The following is an 18,943-nucleotide window of genomic DNA, read 5'->3' on the forward strand; positions in this document are numbered from 1 at the left end:
AAAAAAAATTAAAAAAATGAGAGAAAGGTGTGGAAGTCTTTGGTAACTAGGCGTAAACGCTTGAGCGCTTTGTTTATTTGATTCTCAACCGTACTTTTTGATAAGCCGTATTCAAGGGCTATCTGGTTGATGGATTTGTGGTTGACACGGCTTTCATTGAAAATAATTCTGCAACGTTCGGGAAGATTTTGTATTTCTTCTTGAATGAGGTCCAATAAATAGCGGTAATGTAAGCGATCTTCGATTGGCGCATCATCGAGGATGATGTCTACCTTATCGATATCCATCCTATGCTGTTCGCTATTTTTATTGAAGTAGGAGAAGGTTAGGTAGCGTGCGCCAGTTTTGAGGTAGGATTCGATATTGTTGATTTCTTGCAATCTACTCCTATTTTTCCAGATACTCAAGAATAGGTCATGTAGAATATCTTCGGTTGCTTCGGTATTTTTAGTTTTGGGATAGACGTATTGGTATATTGCTTTCCAGAAATGATTGTATAGTGCATCGAATGCAGTTCGGTCGCCTTCTGCGATTTGTTTTAGCCAAAGTGCAATTGTACTATCCATTTTTAGTTTCCAATTATGGCACAAATGTATCTAAAAAAAGATAGTTAAAAAAGGTTAGACAGGGAACTGCTTGGGAAGCGTTTCCGTCTAACCTTTTCTGTTGTAATCGACGGGATCAAAAAATGCATGTAAGGAAATAGCTATTATTTACCTTACTGCGTATCATCGCAATAGTTACAATTTTGTTGGCATTTGTGTTATTTGCTATACTTCTGTTCTGTAAATGCAGTGTAAAAATAATCGATGGAAGCTTGTACAGGTTTGTAAACAGTTCTGTATTTGACTGTACTTGGACTTACAATATTTTTTAGGCTTGCAAAGTCCTCATAAGGGGTAATGCGAACTGTCGTGGAATCTCCTGAATTATTCAGGTAAGTAACTTCTGTAAACTGCATTGGGTAAAATGTACCCTGTCTGGGCAGGTTATTTTCTCGAGCCAATACCAGGAAATGCTCACTGGCGTTTGTTTTGTCAAATTTTGAAAATGAGCGATTGACAAGGGTTCGTATATAACTCTGCCCGTAAATAAACTGACTCGAGGCTACTGCTCGAGAACTATCACCTTGACTCGTAAATGAATAAACGTTTGCCGTGTATGTTGCTTCCGAAAGTGCATCTAAGGTGATGAATTTTATTCTACCATGTTCGCTGGCTTCTATCGGGTAATTTTTTACTTCTGCCATAGGTGAGAGGCTGCTCCTGAGATATACTCTCACACTATTCACTTTGGGGTCTGTCGTTACTTTAAAACGCAGTATTCCCCTTTGATTGCCCGGGATAATAGATAATGAATCTACGCGGCCAGGATAGTAGATTTCCCCATTTTTTAGGTATTCCCCATAATAGTAGTCTGATGGCTTGCAACTGTAGTTTAAAAGGACAGTACCCAACACGATCAGTATATAATTTAATATTTTTTTCATAATTTATCAGTCTACGTATTTTCCATATAATTTCAATTCCGATATAGCAACTGTTAGGGCATTACCTAGCGGTTGTTCTCGAACGCCATTCCACGTACAGTTTACTTTTATTCGGAAATATTTGAATCCGCTCGGGTTATCCCAGTTGACTTCAAAATCTTCTCCCTTACGCGCGTAATCTTGATCCTCACTATTCGCGTTAGTGCCAAAGGCAAGGCCGGATGGACGGACGCCTTCAAATGTTCCGAGTAATGTCCAAGAATCCCAAGAACCATCTTGTGCCGGTGAATTACTGCCATAAAGCTCGAATTCTTTTGGGTGTGTAGCTTGAAACAATAGCCCATAATTGTCGTTTCGACCCCAGAGTTTGACCCGACTTATTTGTGCCTTTTTACGGGCATCCAAAGTGAATTGGAATGGGATCGGGGCAGCCTTACCCCACCACTGCTTGTTTGTGATATAATAGGGGGATCCTTCAATTCCATCAAATAGTGATACCTGCATTTCGGCACTTCCACCTTGTGCATTGTAATTGCTGATGTAATCACCATTTCTATTCATATCACTATAGGCCGTTATACCATTATAAATCAATAAATTGTTGATTTCATATTCTTCTTGTGGCGTCAAATTGCGACGAACGGTGTCTGATACGTTACCCCATTGATCGCGGATTACAATACCGTAGGTGGTTGCAATCGGTTGTTCTCCACGAACGCGAATAACACCTTCTTTGGATTTTGTATAGGTCTCGTTCAGGACATTCCAGCCGACCTCTTTGGTGGTCGGATTTTCCCCATATTTGAATATACTTAAAATGATATTTGCAGCATCTTTATTTTCAAATTTAAGGTTTACTCCACCAAATGTGCTGTAGAAAAAATCGTTAGATTTAAATGATTCGGCTAAAATGATATAATTAGGCTTTCCTGTCTTGATTTTAATAGTAACGGGATCAGATTCCACGTCACCAACCGCGACAGCCACAAGTCTAACGTCATGTTCACCGATCGCTGCATATCCTTGCACAGCAAGTTGATTGTCGTATATGCTGGCCTTGGTGACCATTTCTTTCCCATTTTCCAATGTATACGTTGCCTTGACGTAGCGTAAGTCTGCTGATGTTGGTAAATCGTAGCTGATCTTCGCTCCGCCAGGAGCTTCTTCATAGGCAAGGTTCTTTAAGGTATTCGGTTTTTCTCCTTGTCTTGCTGCGGTGATGCCTATGTCTTCCTTGCAACTTGTCCATAGTAATGGAGCCATCAAAAGGATTGCTAGCATGATGGGAGCGATTTTATTGATTAAATTTTTCATGATGCGATAGTTGTAATTTAATTACCATCCTGCACTTTGGACAAGATTTGGGTTGCGTCTTCTTTCATTTAAGCTCAATGGCCAAAAGTAATCCCGATCCATAAATGACCGTGTATATAATAGTGTTGTCCGATAGTAAGAGCCTTCGGATGATTGATTGATATCCCATCCTAAAATTGGGTTGTTTAATTCTTTGACGGCATCTTTCCAACGGCGAAGATCCCAAAAACGCACACCTTCCAAAGCAAACTCATTTGTACGTTCACGTTTGATAATTTCACGCAGCCCATCTTTGGTTGTGGGTTTGTTTGGCGCAGAAGAGTAATTTTGCCACGATTCAACAACACCTTTGAGACCACTCCGTGTTCGGACGGCATCAATGTAGGAATAAGCCTCTGCTGATGGGCCATTTGCTTCGTTTAATGCTTCTGCGTAGTAAAGGTAGAGATTGGCTAAACGCATGATCGGATGCCCAAATAACCGAGCTGTGTAGGCGTTACTTGCACCTACGGTACTCCGATAATTATAGTGTTTTTTTGAGGCATAGCCTGTCCAATTGAATCGTGTGGGGTCTACTTTTCCCGACGATCCCGAATATTTGAGATCAATATTGTAGGCATTCGCATCCGAACCAGCTTGTAGCATAAATACACGTCCGGCATCAAACATTAAGGTGCCATAAAATCTATTTTCCCGATTTAGATTCATCCGGGCTGTTTGTTTCCCAGCGACCAAATCATATTTATAAGCATCTGTGTTGGGAACTGCAATCAAATCGAATCTTGATGTATATGGATAAGTAATATCTTCCTCAATAGGTACACCATTGTTGGAATAGAATTTCTCCACAATATTTAAAGTCGCAGACATAAAGCCCAATAAAGTTCCGGACGTGGCGTTGGCTGTGTAGCGAGGAAGCATAAAATAACCTTGAATGGTTCCATTGGCGGTTGATTTGGTATCCAGCCATAATACTTCTGGATTATCTGTGTTTTCATTATAAGCCTCCCGGATATTCATCTGAAATTGCGTACTGGCTTGAGGTGTAAATCCTCCAGTGGGTGTCCAGGTGTGTAATTTTTTACCATGCTCGGAAGCAAAATCAATGGCCTCTTTACAGGCTTTAGCTGCCAATTGCCATTTCTCGGACGAATAACTGTGGTTGAATAGTTCCTTGCCATCGTTATTTTTAATTGAAGCTTCGGTACCAACGTTTCCGTTGAAAAGTGGACTGGCGGCATAAACCAATATCTCAGCCTTCATTGCTTTGGCGACGATTTTTGTAATGCGTCCTGTTTCACTGTTCACTGCAGTAACGTCATCCATTAAATTGGGGATGGATTCATCAATCATACTGATAATATAGTTGAAGCATTCATCTATACTATTTCGAGGCAGCTGGGAAGATCCTGGGCTGTCATAGATAGGGATATTCTTGTCTCTGATAGGTACAGGGCCGTACTGTTTCATTAAGAGAAAATGATAGTAGGCTTTCAAAAATTTGACTTCAGAGATCCACATCTGTTTTTCTTCGTCTGTCATATCCGGTACCGACATAATATTGTCGAGAAATGTATTGCAGTTTGTGATACCCACCCAAAGATTTGTTGCTCCATTGTTCCCGTCCCAAGCATTTAACAAGGGGTTGTCACCATTTTGGTTGCCCAAAGCAATTCTCCAATTGAAATACCCCGAATAGGTTGATTCGGAGTTTAGCCAGAATTCGTCGCCCGAAAGCCACCCTGGGTTATTGGTCATTGAAAAGCTTTGCGGTAATTGACTATAACAGGTCACTAAATAACGCTCGGCCATTGTACGCATTGCGAATGCTTGGTCGAGTACAGGTGCATTATCTGGAACAACATCCAGAAACTTATTACAGGAGGTCGAAAGACCTACTAACAATCCTAACACGATTATACTTTTCTTAAATCTCATTTTCATAGTTTCTTATAAATTAGCATTGATACCAATGTTAAATACCCTTTGTAGCGGATAGTTTAGCGCATTACCACCCATTTCAGGATCCCATAATTTGAAAGAGCTAAATCGCAATAGATTTGTTGCACTGGCATAAATACGCAGGTTTTTGAATTTGTATCGTTGCGTTAGTTTTTTGTTGAATGTGTAACCTAATTCGACTTGTTTTAAACGAAGCAGACTGCCATTACGCATCCAAAAAGTACTTTGAACTGTATTGTTGGCCATTGGCATGACGCTTAAACGAGGCCATGCTGCATAGATGTTTTTATTGTCTTCGGACCAATAGTTATTTGCCCACTCTTGGAAGACAGCGTTGGGTGATGTTTCTACACCGAATGGAGCAATCCCTCGGCTCAATGGACTGCTTGTATTATTCGTTGTTGGATTAATAAATAACGATGTTCTTCCAACTCCGCTAAAAAAGAACGAGCAGTCGAAACCCTTATAGCCTGTGCTTAAACCAAAGCCATAATTGATTTCTGGCGTCGTAGGATAGCCTATTGGCATGCGGTCGTCGTCATTAATTAAACCGTCTCGATTAACGTCCAAGTATTTGATATCTCCACCACGGACTGTTGATCCAAATTCTTGGGCGGGACTATTATAGACTTCGTTGTCATCAATAAACAGTCGCTCCGCTATATAACCAAACTGATTGCTGACGGAAGTTCCTTGACGTTGACGGTACGCGTTTTTATATGCCGGCTCTTCGAAGAATGCATATTCTCCTGTTGCAAAAGTGAATGTTCCTCTGCCTTGGAACCATAAATCACTGTTCACAGACTTATTGTAGACCAATTCGCCGTCAAATCCTTTACTCTTATATTCTCCAACATTGGCAAAAACAGCGGCGGTTAGACCGTTGATTGAGGATAATGAACGTGCTTGAACGATATTGTCACGTTGTTGTTGATAAAAATCACCTGTAAATGTCAATGCGCCTTTAAATAAGCTTAAGTCAATTCCCAAGTTGGTTTGTTTGGAAATTTCCCATCGAATGTCAGGGTTGGCATACCGATTGACCACAATACCGTTGACGGTTCTACGTCCTGACTCGGCAGGTAAGCCAAAAGAATAACCATAGTCTGTGCTATTCAGGTTGACATCCGAAAGATAGAAGAATCTCGTATCAAGTATCTGGTCATTCCCGAGAATGCCACGTGTGAAGCGAAATTTTAAATTACTGACGACCTCCTTAATTGGTTCGAAAAACTGCTCATTGGATACATTCCATGCTAAACCGAAGGAAGGAAAAAATCCCCAACGAAATTTGTCTGAAAACTTCTCCGAGCCATTGTACCCAAAAGCAAATTGAGCGTGATAACGATTATCATAGCCATAGGTGAAGCTACCAGATAAGGACACATTTCTGTTGGGAAGCGTATTGATCAGGGAAATATTATTGTCGACGGGTGTTTTGACATTATCTCGAATAGTGTTGATCAGCATGCCAAATACATTGTGCTTCTCATTAAAGGTCCGTTGATAGGAGAGCTGATTCTCCATATAGAAAACAGCGGATTGGGTTCTTTCTCCAGGAACGAAATCGAGATATTCTGTTCCTGTTTCAGGATTGATCTCACGAAAGAGCAAAGAGTTGTTTTTTGGATCGGTTCCTATTGGCTCATAATAAAACGGGTTGTACTGGCGTGATTGGGCAAAATAAGAATTTCTGCTTAGATTGAACAGTCCTCTATAATTTAGACCTTCTAAAAGAATTGTTGAAAAATCTTGTTTTAATTCCAATTGCACCTGAATATCACTCCGCTTTCTTTCCGAGTATCCGCGCATAATCTGTGCGTAAGGGTTGGCGTACTGTCCCTTATCGGCATTTCCGAAGAGTGGATGCTGAATATAGGACTGACTAGGACCGGCTTGATATACTGGAAGAAATAAAACAGGATTTGCACGAAGTGCAAGATTGTAGGCTTCTGCTCCATTTGTCGGTGGACCACTGTAATTTTGCAGATTGGCCACGGTGCGAACCATGGCGAATGTTGATTTGGTTAAGTTGATACCAATATTGCTCCGCAGGTTCATAACCTTAAAATTAACGTTATTGTTAAAGTTGTTCAACGCATCCATTTTAAGTAGACCATTGTCATTGGTAAAATTTCCACTCACGTTATACGTTGCAATTTGTCCACCGCCCGATACACTTAAATTGTAGTTTTGGGTTGTTGTAGTCTTCTTAGTAAGCGCATTGAGCCAATCGACTGCCGGGTAGGTGATCGGATCGTCTCCAGCAGCGGTGCGTTCAATTTTATATTGCCCATAGGGTTCTACCCCCAAAGGGTCTCGTGTTGTAACAGCCTCATTGTACATTTTCATCCAAGTGACGGGATCCGCAAATTTCAGCGTTTGGGTAGGTGTTGATATGCGTTGTTCGGCTCTAAAACTGATCGTTGCAGGTCCGTCACGTCCTATCTTTGTTGTCACTAAGACAACTCCGTTTGCTCCGCGAGAGCCATATACGGCTGATGCGGTGGCATCACGTAAGATCGAAAAGTTTTCGATGTCATCAACGGGGATACGTGCCAAATCATCTGCTGTCACCTCCATATTATCGACAAGAATCAATGGTTTATTATTTGTTCCAAAAGTACCTACACCTCTGATGAAAAAATCGGCATTGTCGCCTCCTGGCTCTCCACTGCGTTGAAATGAAACTACACCAGCAACTTTGCCTTGTAATGCTGCTGTAAGATTGCTTACTGGGGCACGTAATTCTTTGGGGCTAAGTGATGAAACGGAACCAATAAGGTCGCTCTTCTTGGAGCGTTGACCAAATGCTGTAACAACGACTTCGTCAATAGAACTTGATGCAGATTCTTTTAATACGATATCAAATTTTGATTTTCCGTTAATAGCAACTTCCTGTGGATCGTATCCAACCATTGTGAAAGTCAGGGTCGCGTTAGCGGGTACTTTTAGTACAAAAGCTCCATTGATATCTGTCGCTGTACCAAGGCCTGATTTTCCCTTGATACTGACGCTTACACCGGTAAGTTTTCTGCCCAAGGTGTCACTGACAGAGCCTGTTACTTGAGTTTCTTGCTGCAGGTCTAAACTCTTATTGATTATTGGCTTGCTAATAATCTTGTTAAAGGCATCTCGCCGTGGTTCATTTTTCTTCTTAATGACAATTGTTTTGTCAAAGAAATCATAAGTAAAATCTGCATTCTCCAGTACAATGTTTAAAACCTGCGAAAATGGCTGGTTTTTTACATCGATAGAGATGTCCTTACTGGCAGAGATTTCATTCTTCTTATAAAAGAAAGTATATCCACTTTGTTTCTCAAGATCCTTTAAAATAACTTGAAGACTTGCATTATGCTTTTTAAGCGTAATTTGCTGTGCATAGGTATGAGCATCCACTTGGGATAGTCCTAGGCCGATCAATAAAGTGATTAAGTTGATCCTCATAAGAGATCTAGGTAATGGTCGCGCAAAAAAAGGTTTTTGTTTTTCACTTTTAGGGCTTTTATTAGGCGTCGTGTTAACGCCAAACAACCCTTCATGAAAATCCCTCTCCCTCTTCATGAACGGAGTTATTGAAAATTTCATTAAATTCGTTTGGTTTTAATGTGTTAATAATTGAGATGTTATACGATGCTTTAATACCAATTACTACTACGGATTCTGCGCCAACAGGGTCCGTTTTTTATTGGTATTGGCAATAAGGATTTATGGTGGCAGTTTTGTACTTGTCATAATTTTAGTAATTGGTTATGTAATGATTAATTTAATTCGGTTATTGTCACCCACCAAAGCTTTTGTATTGAGATCCGCATAGTTGAGCAGCTGCACCAATTTATTTAAGCTTAGATTGCGGGGGATTGTACCTGTGTATTCTTCCTTGCTTTTACTTCGTTTGTAGATAATGTCAATATTATACCAGCGGGCAATTTGTTGCATGACCTCTTCGGTATTATTACCATTGAAATAAAACTGACCTTTTTTCCAACTCAATACTTCTTCAAGATTTATGTGGCGGGAATTTAGTGTGCCATGTTGCAAAGTAGCCTGCTCATTTGGTTTTAGGTAAATAGCGGATTGTGGTATATCCTGTGCTGATACTACCACAGACCCTTCCTCTAGGGTTGTTTGGGTTCTATCTGTTTCGGGATATGCATTGACATTGAAGCGGGTTCCCAAAACCTCAATTTTCTGACCACGTGTTTTAACAATAAATTTGCTTCTATTGATTGTTTTCTGTACGTGAAAATAGGCTTCACCCTGTAATTCAACTTCCCTGTCTCCATTGTCAAAGGAGGTTGGATAAGAGATTTTCGAATCAGCGTTTAGTGTCACCAATGTGCCATCTGATAAGGTTAGGTCATAAGTGGCACCTTTTGGCGTATACATGCTATTTTGCTGTATGCTTATTTTTCCTGTTTTAACATCATGATAGCTGATTTGTCCATTGCCATCCTTTTTTATAATAACATCGCCTGTTTGTATACTTTGATTGAGCGAAAGATGTTCGAGATCTATTCGTTTGCCATTTCCCAAGATAATGACCGCTCTTTCTTTACCGGGTGGGATTGATGCCAATTGTGCTGTGGTAGCTAAGATCTCGGGCTTTGGCCAAAACTGTATGACCGAAAAACCAATCAGCAGGATGCTGGCGGCGATAGCTATATACCGGGTTGTGCGGAGCCGTATAATTTTTCTTGCTGGATTTTGTATATCCTTGATAAGGCTCTTTTTTGCATTATTTTGAATAGCTGCGAATTCGGTCTCAGCAATGCCATTTTCGGACTGTTTTTCAAACCAGTCAAGTAGTTCTTTTCTCTCTTGAACAGTATCCTTCCTGTTCAAGAAGACGGAAATCAGCTTGTATATTTCGTTCATTTGATTCATAACAGGTTCCATTGGAATGGTCAGTTACTATACAAGTGTGTAAAATAAGGTGGAACCTCCAGTCGAAAATGAAAAAAAGTGTTTTTTTAAAATGGGTAAAAATATAGATGTAAATACTTGTCAAAAAGGTGCAGGCGTTGACTAGAAGAATAGTGTAAAATGAAATAAATGGCTTGTTGCTGCTCGAAGATGCTTGATTGCTTTATTAATGTGTTTTTCGACAGTAGACTCGCTGATATTAAGCTGCTGCGCAATAGCTTTGTTGCTCATGTAGAAGTCACGACTCAATTTAAATACTTGTCGGCATTTTTCAGGAAGGTTTTCGACTTCTTTGGCGACAATATCAATAATATAACGGTAATAGAGTTTGTCTTCTATTGCAACGGTTTCGTCTTCCAGTTCGAGCTCGTCAAAATAGAGCGATGATACCTTTAATTTTAAATTCTTGCGATAATGAGCAAGGATGAGGTATCTACAGGAGCTAAATAGGTAGGCTGGGAGAGATTCTATTTGTTCAATCATTTCCCGATTTTTCCATACAGACATAAAAAGGTCGTGCAGTATATCTTCAGCGGCTTCACTGCTAGCAATTTTTTTTGCGATAAAAGCGATTAAATCGGGCGTAAATAGATCATATAATACAACAAATGCTCGTTGGTCCCCTTGGCGTATAAGAGGGAGAAGCTGGTGATATTGATATGATTTTTGACTTTTCATGGGTGTACTCGGGCAGTAAACTTAGTGAAAAACATATGATTTCTTGTGACAGGAAAGATAATCTCTATTTTTAACGTGCTGACTACAGTTCTATATTTTCAAGGAATTTATTAGTTTTTTTAGGGAATAAACGCAGCTCGCTACTCCCCAAAATCGTTGCTTTATTTTTTATGACCGGTTACACTTGTCAATGGGAAAATACCACTTTCAACGTGCGCTTTTTCAATCAATAGACGTAATTCTTCTACTTTCTTTGGGTTTTCCTGAGCAATATTGTGTTGTTCTGTTGGATCTTGTTTGAGATTATATAGTTCGGCTGTAGGCTGACTACTTGTAACTTTTTGTAAGATAAGTTTCCAATCTCCCTGGCGCAAGGCTTGACGTCCTCCATCTTCATGAAATTCCCAATACAGATATTGGTGCTGTTTCTGTTGCTTGTTTTTACCTAGCAGCGTTGGCAAAAATGAAATACCGTCTGTATAATGCGGTTTATTTGCTCCGGTAAGTTCGACCATCGTAGGCATAATATCCCAAAAAGCGCCCAGATAGTTTGAAGTTTTTCCTTCGGCAACTTTACCATGCCAATACACAATGAAAGAAGTCTTGATACCACCCTCATAGAGGTCGCGTTTGTTGCCGCGTAACCCCCCAGAGCTATTGAAAAAATTGGGATCTGCTCCGCCTTCTTTGTGCGATCCGTTGTCGCTCGTAAAAATGATAATAGTGTTATCTAATAGTTTGTTTTCGCGTAATCGATCAACAATTTGGCCAACATAAGCATCCATACGGCTTACCATACTCGCATACATGGCATGCGGCTTTTCTACCGATGCATAACCTGGAACAGTGGCTTGCGGTCCATAGTCATTTCCTTTATATGGTTTTTCCTCAAACCTGTTTGCATATAATTGATAATATTTGTCATCCGGACCTGATAATTCGGCGTGAGGAAGAACTGTCGGTACATAAAGGAAAAAAGGTTTCTCTTTATTTTGATCAATAAATTCCAAGGTCTTTTCTTGGATTAATGCTGGTGCATACTGTCCTTGGACTATTAAACCGTTGCTATGGAGTTCTATCCTTTCGTTATTATGCCAGAGGTGAGTTGGGTAGTAGCGATGGGACTGTCGTTGACAGTTATAGCCATAGAATTCATCGAATCCTTTTTGATCAGGAGCACCTGTTGTATTGACCATTCCAAGTCCCCATTTTCCAAACGCACCGGTTGTATATCCTGCCTGTTGTAGAAGCATAGCAAAAGTTTGTACAGAGTCGGCTAGCGGTTGTTGTCCTTCGGGCTCAATTTCTTTATTCCCGCGTACATAGGTGTGGCCAGTATGCTGTCCTGTCATTAAAGATGATCGTGACGGAGCGCACACAGATGTACCGGCGTAGAAGTTGTCAAATTTCATTCCTTTGGCGGCCAATGAATCGATATGCTTCGTTTCAATTTTTTGCTGACCGTATACACCAAGGTCTCCATAACCAAGATCATCTGCCATAATAAGTACAATATTCGGTCTTTGGTCCTTCTTTTGAGCTATAGCAAGAGAGGCTAGGGTCAAAAGAAGAAATAATATAAAAGATGTTTTCATTTGCATTCGGTTATTTCTTCAAATTAATTTTTTTCTTAGCTAAGACTGTCTATTAGTTTATACTGTCCATCAGTTTATATAGCAGTGCCACTTAATCCATATAAAACAGTAAGATGGACCTATTTAGTTTATTTTGATAATGGTTCGTATACTTTTTAATACGTCTCTTTTAGAAAAGCATTATTCTAAAAAGAATGAGCGTTAAATTTACTCAAAATATCTTCTTGATCGCATGGGCTCGCATCCATGGAGGGCTAATAGCATTAATGAAAGAGCCTTAATTTGATAATCTGTTACTTTTTGCTGTCTACGCATACGATTGTGTAATAATTTATTGTGTGCTATCAATTGTAATCTCCGATATGTTCATATTTATTTTCTAATTTCACCCTAATTTTATGAAAATGCTCTTATGGCCAAATCAATTAAAGAAATAGCACAGGAACTCAATGTGTCTAAATCAACTGTTTCATTAGTCATTAATCACAAAGCCGAGCGAGCACGCATTAGCAAGGAATTGGAAAACCGCGTACTTGCATACGTTGAAAAAGTTGGCTATAAGCCCAATGCTCTCGCGAAGAGTTTAGCTACGGGGCGATCAAATACCATTGGTCTAATTGTAGAGAATATTGGGGATTCTTTTTTTGGTCCATTTGCATTGTATGTAGAGGAATTGTTCCGAAAGAAAAATTATCACGTCCTCTACAGTAGTACGCTTGGAGATTCGCAAAATGCACGCGATATTATCGATTCGATGTTGGAAAAGAAAGTAGAGGGTATTATCTTAGCCCCGACGATAGATTTAGAGGACTATCAGCGCAAAATATTGGAGCATAAGGTACCGTTGGTCGTTTTTGATAGAAATTCTCCAGCAGTTGAAACCCATTATGTGCATATTGACAATGAAGAGAGTGGGAAGACTGCATGTGACCATTTAAAATCTATTGGTTGTAGAAACTTTGGATTGGTAACCATCGATTCGGGTCAACCACAAATGCTGGCACGCAAACGCGCTTATTTGGAATTTTGTGAGGCTTATGGCATGGAGCCTCGCATACTGCAATTACCCTATCAGCATCTGAAACAGAAAGGCACACGTATGTTGAAAAATTGGGCAACTAAGCAGCCTGGATTAGATGGTCTTTTTTTTACCACAAATTATCTTTGTATTCTCGGATTAAAGGCCCTGCGGTCGGCGGATGAAAATAACTATGATTTTCCGATGTTTTCCTTTGATGACCATGAGTTGTTTGATCTTTTAAATCCTAAGATCTCCTGTATACAACAACCATTGGAACCTCTGGCCAAAACTTGTGTGAAAGTTTTGTTAAAGGAAATAGATCAAGGGATATCCACACCAAAAGAATATATCATCTCAACAAAATTGATCCGGCGCTAAAATGGGGCAACAATGGATATATAAAAAGTGAATTGTAAAAATCATAAGACGCGTTTGTCCAATTACAGGTCTTTATTTTGATTTAATATTCTTTTTTATATCTTTACTAATACGTTTTAGTAGAAATATTTTTATATATCCTAAATAATGAAAAAATCTATAAGTGTTTTTCTGGGTTCGTTATTGTCTTTTGGTTTGTTTTGCGCAAAACCGGTTTTGGCTCAGAAATTTAGAGGGCAGCAGTTAGAAGCTGTCGATCTTGTTAATCCATTAATGGGTACAGAATCCAAATTTGAGTTGTCCAATGGTAATACCTATCCCTCAATAGCGCGACCTTGGGGGATGAATATGTGGACACCTCAAACGGGGAAAAATGGCGACGGATGGCAGTATCAATATACTGCGGATAAGATTCGTGGTTTAAAACAGACTCACCAGCCATCACCCTGGATGAATGATTACGGTGTTTTTTCAATCATGCCTGTGACTGGAAAGCCCGTATTTGATCAAGAGGAGCGTGCGAGCTGGTTTTCGCACAAAGCGGAGATTGTAAAACCTTATTATTATTCGGTTTATCTAGCGGACCACGATGTGACTGCTGAGATGACTCCAACAGACCGCGCAGCAATGTTTAGGATCTCGTTTAATAAAACAGAAGATGCGTATATTGTTTTGGATGCTTATGAAAAGGGATCGGAAGTTCAGATTATTCCAGAAAAAAATATGATCATTGGCTATTCTTCGAAATATGCACGGGGCCCACTGCCTGCTAATTTCAAGAATTATTTTGTTTTGGTTTTTGATCAACCTTTTGCAAGTGTCGCTACTTGGGAAGGCAAAGAGAAGAAGGATGGGCAACTTCAGATCAAAGGTGATCACACTGGTGCAATCGTAGGGTTTAAGGTAAAAGACAAATCGAAACCAGTACAGGTGAAGGTAGCGTCTTCCTTTATCAGTGCCGAACAAGCCTTATTGAACTTAAATGAGTTGGGAAATAAATCTTTCGATCAAGTGAAAGAAGACGGACGTCAGATCTGGAATTCTACCTTAGGGAAAATTAAAGTAGAAGGTGATGACATCGACCAGTTGCGTACATTTTATTCGACTATGTATCGTACCTTATTTTTCCCGAACAAGTTATATGAAATTGATGCGCAAGGAAAGGTTGTACATTACAGTCCATATAATGGAAAAACACTTCCTGGCTATTTATTTGGAGGAACAGGTTTTTGGGATACTTTTAGAGCGTTGTATCCATTCTTAAACTTTATGTATCCTTCCATTAATAAGGAAATGCAGGAAGGTCTTCTCAATGCTTATTTGGAAGGAGGCTTTCTGCCTGAATGGAGTAGTCCTGGATATGCCGATATTATGGTGGGTAACAATTCTGCTTCGGTGGTTTCGGATGCTTATATGAAGGGATTACGCGGTTATGATATCAATAAGTTATACGAAGCTTTACAACACGGCGCTAATAACGAAGGACCAATGAGTGCTGTTGGAAGAAAAGGTGTTGAATACTACAATAGTTTGGGGTACGTGCCATATGATGTTAAAATCAATGAAAATGCAGCACGTACTTTAGAATATGCCTATGACGATTTCACGATCTACCAATTGGCAAAAGCGTTGAACCGTCCGAAGGCTGAAATTGATTTGTATGCTAAGCGTGCGCAGAACTATAAGAATTTATTTGATCCATCGACCAATCTTATGCGTGGAAAGAATAAAGATGGAAAATTCCAGGCTCCTTTTAATCCATTAAAATGGGGTGACGCATTCACCGAAGGAAATAGCTGGCATTATTCGTGGAGCGTATTTCACGATGTTCAGGGGCTGATCGACCTAATGGGAGGAGAAAAGACATTTGTGAGCATGTTGGATTCGGTGTTTGTCCAGTCTCCAGATTTCGACGATAGCTATTATGGCGGTATTATCCATGAAATACGCGAAATGCAAGTTGCGAATATGGGGCAATATGCACATGGTAATCAGCCAATTCAGCATATGCCATATTTGTACAATTACGCTGGCCAACCTTGGAAAACACAATATTGGGTGCGTCAAGTGATGGATCGCATGTATAAGCCTACACCTGATGGCTATTGTGGTGACGAAGATAATGGTCAAACTTCTGCATGGTATGTTTTTTCAGCACTGGGATTCTATCCTGTTTGTCCGGCAACGGATGAATATGTGCTCGGAGCGCCATTATTTAAAAAAGCGACCTTAACATTTGAAAATGGTAAGACGTTGACCATTGATGCTCCAAAGAATTCTACTGAAAATGTATATGTAAATACATTGCAAATGAACGGTAAGGACTATGGTAAGAACTGGTTAAGTCACAGAGCATTGCATGAAGGTGGGACACTTAATTTTGACATGGCGGCAAAGCCTAATTATACGAGGGGAGCGTCCAAAAATTCAGCGCCTTATTCAATGACAACAGATTTGCTAACAAATATCAAGTTGAAATCGAACAAAAAGAAATAATCATTAGGTTATGATAAACTTAAAAAACTTAAAAATCGTTGTTACTGTATTTGGCTTGGTATATTCTTGTTCCCTTTTTGCGCAGGACAACTGGAAACATACCGAAAATGACCGCAAGGTTGCTGTGGATATTGATAGTATCAGTAAAGGTGGTTATACCCTAATTTGGATTAATAAAGACAAAGATTTTAGTGCTTCTTTAAAAGAAAGGCTGGTAGCGGCATATTTTACCAACTATCCTAAACTAGCCAAGAAATATAATAAAAAGACTATAAAAAAGGTCTCTTTTGTTATAGATCCGGACTATAAAGGTGTGGCAGCGACAGCGGGTGGGATTGTCCGTTATAGTCCAGCCTGGTTTGCCAAAAATCCAGGGGATATTGACGTGGTTACCCATGAAGTCATGCATATTGTTCAAGCATACCCCGATGGGGCGGGCCCGTGGTGGATTACGGAAGGGATAGCCGATTTTGTCCGATTTGATGATGGCATAGACAATGCGGGGGCAAACTGGAAGCTGCCAGAATATAACGAAAAGCAGAAATACACCGATTCTTATCGTATTACAGCGCGCTTTTTGTACTGGATCAATCTACATGTAAAGAAGGATTTTGTCAAAAAATTGGATGCAGCGATGCGTAGCAAAAGCTATAGTGATGCTTTTTGGAAAGTGGAGACGGGTAAAACTATTGATGAGCTATGGGCCGATTATAGCCAAAATCCCACACTATAATTCATAAGCGATGAATATCAGAAGTTTAGTCTTTTTGGGATTAATTAGTGTCCCATATCTATTAAAGGCACAAGAAACTAAATTAGTTCAGTATGTCAAACCACTCATCGGAACGGCGAAAATGGGACATACTTTTCCGGGGGCGACAGTTCCATTCGGTGCTGTACAATTAAGTCCTGATACGGATACATTATCTTATGCTGTCAATGGACGGTACAACGGTGATGTTTATAAATATTGTGCTGGTTATCAGTATGATGATCCGACGATTGTCGGGTTTAGTCATACACATTTTAGTGGCACAGGTCACTCCGATCTTGGTGATATACAGATCATGCCGACACAAGGAAAAGTTCAATTAAACCCGGGAACAGCTGATCGACCACAAGATGGTTATCGATCGTCCTATTCGCATGCCAATGAACGAGCTGAGGCCAACTATTACAGTGTTTTACTGGATAAACATCAGATTAAGGCTGAATTAACGACTACAACACGTGTAGGGCTCCACCGTTATACATTCAAAGAGTCTGACGCTTCACATCTTATCGTAGATCTAACTGCTGGGATTTATAATTATGATGGCAAGAATGTTTGGACCGTTGTCAAGGTATTGAACGATTCAACACTGGTAGGCTACCGTCAAACAAACGGTTGGTCGAGAACGCGCACCGTATACTTTGCAATAAAGACCTCAAAAGCTTTTAAGAATTATGGCGCCAAGTATGAAGATGGAAAATCTGTCTATAATGGTTTCTGGCGTAAGTTTGATCAACAAAACAATTTCCCTGATCTTGCAGCGCACAATATTAAGCTACACTTGGATTTTGATACAAAAGCACAAGAATCCATCCTTCTGAAAGTAGCTTTAAGTCCAGTAAGCATGAAGAATGCATTGGCCAATATGGAGGCTGAGGCTCCGGACTGGAATTTTGATGGCTACGTTAAGAAAGGCCAAGAAGCCTGGGAAAAGGAGCTGCATAAGATAGAAGCTGAAATGTTGAACAAGGAAGACCTGGTTAATTTTTATACAGCCATGTACCATGCAAGCTTAATGCCGACAGTCTATATGGATACGAATGGTGAATATAAAGGCTTGGATCAGGAGGTGCACCGTGCCAAAGGTTTTACGAATTATACCTCATTTTCGCTGTGGGATACTTATCGGGCTTTTCATCCGCTGTTGAATTTAATTAACCCTTCCCGTAATGCTGATATTGTGGCATCCATGATGGCTCATTATGACCAGAGTGTATTGAAGATGTTGCCAATTTGGTCGCATTATGCGAATGATAATTGGTGCATGAGCGGCTATCATTCGGTGTCTGTTATTGTTGACGCAATACTTAAGGGCGTTTACAAAGGTGATGCGGAAACCGCTCTAGCGGCTTGCGTACAAACGGCAAATACACGTCAGTATGAGGGAATCGGCGCTTACATTGATAAGGGGTATGTTCCTGCAGATGTATCGGGAACATCAGTTTCTAATACATTGGAATATGCGTATGACGATTGGTGCATAGCGCAATTGGCGAAAAAATTGGGAAAAGAGGATATTTACACGACTTTTTCCAAAAGAGCTGAAAGCTGGAAATCACTCTATGATTCCTCCATTGGATTTATGCGTCCGAAGAATTCGGTGGGTAAATTTCAGGAGAAATTTGATGTTTTGGATACACATGGACAAGGATTTATTGAAGGGAATTCGTGGAATTACAGCCTGTATGTACCGCATCAACCTACTGAAATGATGGCATTAATGGGAGGCAAAAAACGTTTAGAGTCTTATTTGGATTCCCTGTTTACCATGGAATTACCGGATAAATATTTTGAACATACGGAGGATATTACCCGCGATGGCATTATCGGAAATTACGTGCATGGAAATGAGCCTTCACATCATGTGGCATACTTGTACAATATAACCAATAGTCCCTGGAAAACCCAGGCCCGCGTCAGACAGATCATACGGAATCAGTATCACAATGGCCATGCGGGTTTAGGGGGAAATGATGACTGTGGACAAATGTCGGCATGGTATTTATTTACTGCATTGGGTTTTTATCCAGTGGCACCTGGGGAAGATAGTTATTGGATTGGTAGTCCTTTGGTAAAATCGGCAAAGGTTAATCTTGAAAATGGACGCAGTCTTTCCATAGTTGCTCGTAACCAGTCTGAAAAGAATGTTTACGTTAAATCCGTTTCTTTAAATGGGCGGAAATTGGATAATTTTCTATTACCCTATAGTAGCATTATAAATGGTGGTGAATTAATCTTCGAGATGAGCAATAAACCAAACAAATAGGAGTAAAGAAAGATTACAATAAAGAAGACCCCTCGTTTACGAGGGG

Annotated in this window: 12 protein-coding genes; 4 read left to right on the forward strand and 8 right to left on the reverse strand. The window is 40.0% G+C overall.

Going from position 1 to position 18,943, the window contains the following annotated elements:
* Positions 1 to 8: 8 nt before the first annotated feature.
* The 8 genes from AAW12_RS16305 to AAW12_RS16340 form a co-directional block, all read right to left on the reverse strand.
* On the reverse strand, positions 9 to 566 hold the full coding sequence (locus tag AAW12_RS16305) for an RNA polymerase sigma factor (RefSeq protein WP_046674725.1): 558 nt from the start codon (positions 564 to 566) through the stop codon (positions 9 to 11).
* Positions 567 to 763: 197 nt separating this feature from the next.
* Positions 764 to 1,489, reverse strand: a complete 726-nt coding sequence (locus tag AAW12_RS16310) for a DUF4998 domain-containing protein (protein ID WP_046674726.1) — start codon at positions 1,487 to 1,489, stop codon at positions 764 to 766.
* 6 nt (positions 1,490 to 1,495) lie between these two features.
* Positions 1,496 to 2,803, reverse strand: coding sequence for a DUF5000 domain-containing lipoprotein (locus tag AAW12_RS16315; protein ID WP_046674727.1), 1,308 nt, complete (start codon positions 2,801 to 2,803; stop codon positions 1,496 to 1,498).
* Between the two features lie 21 nt (positions 2,804 to 2,824).
* The gene (locus tag AAW12_RS16320) at positions 2,825 to 4,741 is read right to left on the reverse strand and encodes a RagB/SusD family nutrient uptake outer membrane protein (protein WP_084823222.1); all 1,917 of its coding nucleotides are present in this window, start codon (positions 4,739 to 4,741) and stop codon (positions 2,825 to 2,827) included.
* A gap of 12 nt (positions 4,742 to 4,753) precedes the next feature.
* On the reverse strand, positions 4,754 to 8,212 hold the full coding sequence (locus AAW12_RS16325) for a TonB-dependent receptor (RefSeq protein WP_046674729.1): 3,459 nt from the start codon (positions 8,210 to 8,212) through the stop codon (positions 4,754 to 4,756).
* A gap of 303 nt (positions 8,213 to 8,515) precedes the next feature.
* Positions 8,516 to 9,643 (reverse strand): FecR family protein, encoded by a 1,128-nt coding sequence (locus AAW12_RS16330; protein WP_197084068.1) that lies wholly within the window; start codon positions 9,641 to 9,643, stop codon positions 8,516 to 8,518.
* 150 nt (positions 9,644 to 9,793) lie between these two features.
* Positions 9,794 to 10,369 (reverse strand): RNA polymerase sigma factor, encoded by a 576-nt coding sequence (locus AAW12_RS16335; RefSeq protein WP_046674730.1) that lies wholly within the window; start codon positions 10,367 to 10,369, stop codon positions 9,794 to 9,796.
* 161 nt (positions 10,370 to 10,530) lie between these two features.
* A complete protein-coding gene (locus AAW12_RS16340) occupies positions 10,531 to 11,964 on the reverse strand; it encodes an arylsulfatase (protein WP_046674731.1) in 1,434 nt (477 codons plus the stop codon).
* A 412-nt stretch (positions 11,965 to 12,376) separates the two neighbouring features.
* Between AAW12_RS16340 and AAW12_RS16345 the strand changes: the two genes are divergently transcribed.
* The 4 genes from AAW12_RS16345 (at position 12,377) to AAW12_RS16360 (ending at position 18,897) form a co-directional block, all read left to right on the forward strand.
* Positions 12,377 to 13,363, forward strand: a complete 987-nt coding sequence (locus AAW12_RS16345) for a LacI family DNA-binding transcriptional regulator (RefSeq protein WP_046674732.1) — start codon at positions 12,377 to 12,379, stop codon at positions 13,361 to 13,363.
* A 147-nt stretch (positions 13,364 to 13,510) separates the two neighbouring features.
* Entirely contained in the window at positions 13,511 to 15,859 is a 2,349-nt protein-coding gene (locus tag AAW12_RS16350; RefSeq protein WP_084823213.1) for a GH92 family glycosyl hydrolase, read from the forward strand.
* Positions 15,860 to 15,869: 10 nt separating this feature from the next.
* Complete coding sequence (locus AAW12_RS16355) at positions 15,870 to 16,592, forward strand: basic secretory protein-like protein (RefSeq protein ID WP_046674733.1); 723 nt, start codon at positions 15,870 to 15,872, stop codon at positions 16,590 to 16,592.
* Between the two features lie 10 nt (positions 16,593 to 16,602).
* Positions 16,603 to 18,897 carry a GH92 family glycosyl hydrolase gene (locus AAW12_RS16360; protein WP_046674734.1) on the forward strand — a complete coding sequence of 765 codons (2,295 nt, stop codon included), beginning with the start codon at positions 16,603 to 16,605 and terminating at the stop codon, positions 18,895 to 18,897.
* The last annotated feature ends 46 nt before the right edge of the window (positions 18,898 to 18,943 follow it).

Source organism: Sphingobacterium sp. Ag1, from assembly GCF_000988325.1.
In the GTDB taxonomy this organism is placed as follows: domain Bacteria; phylum Bacteroidota; class Bacteroidia; order Sphingobacteriales; family Sphingobacteriaceae; genus Sphingobacterium.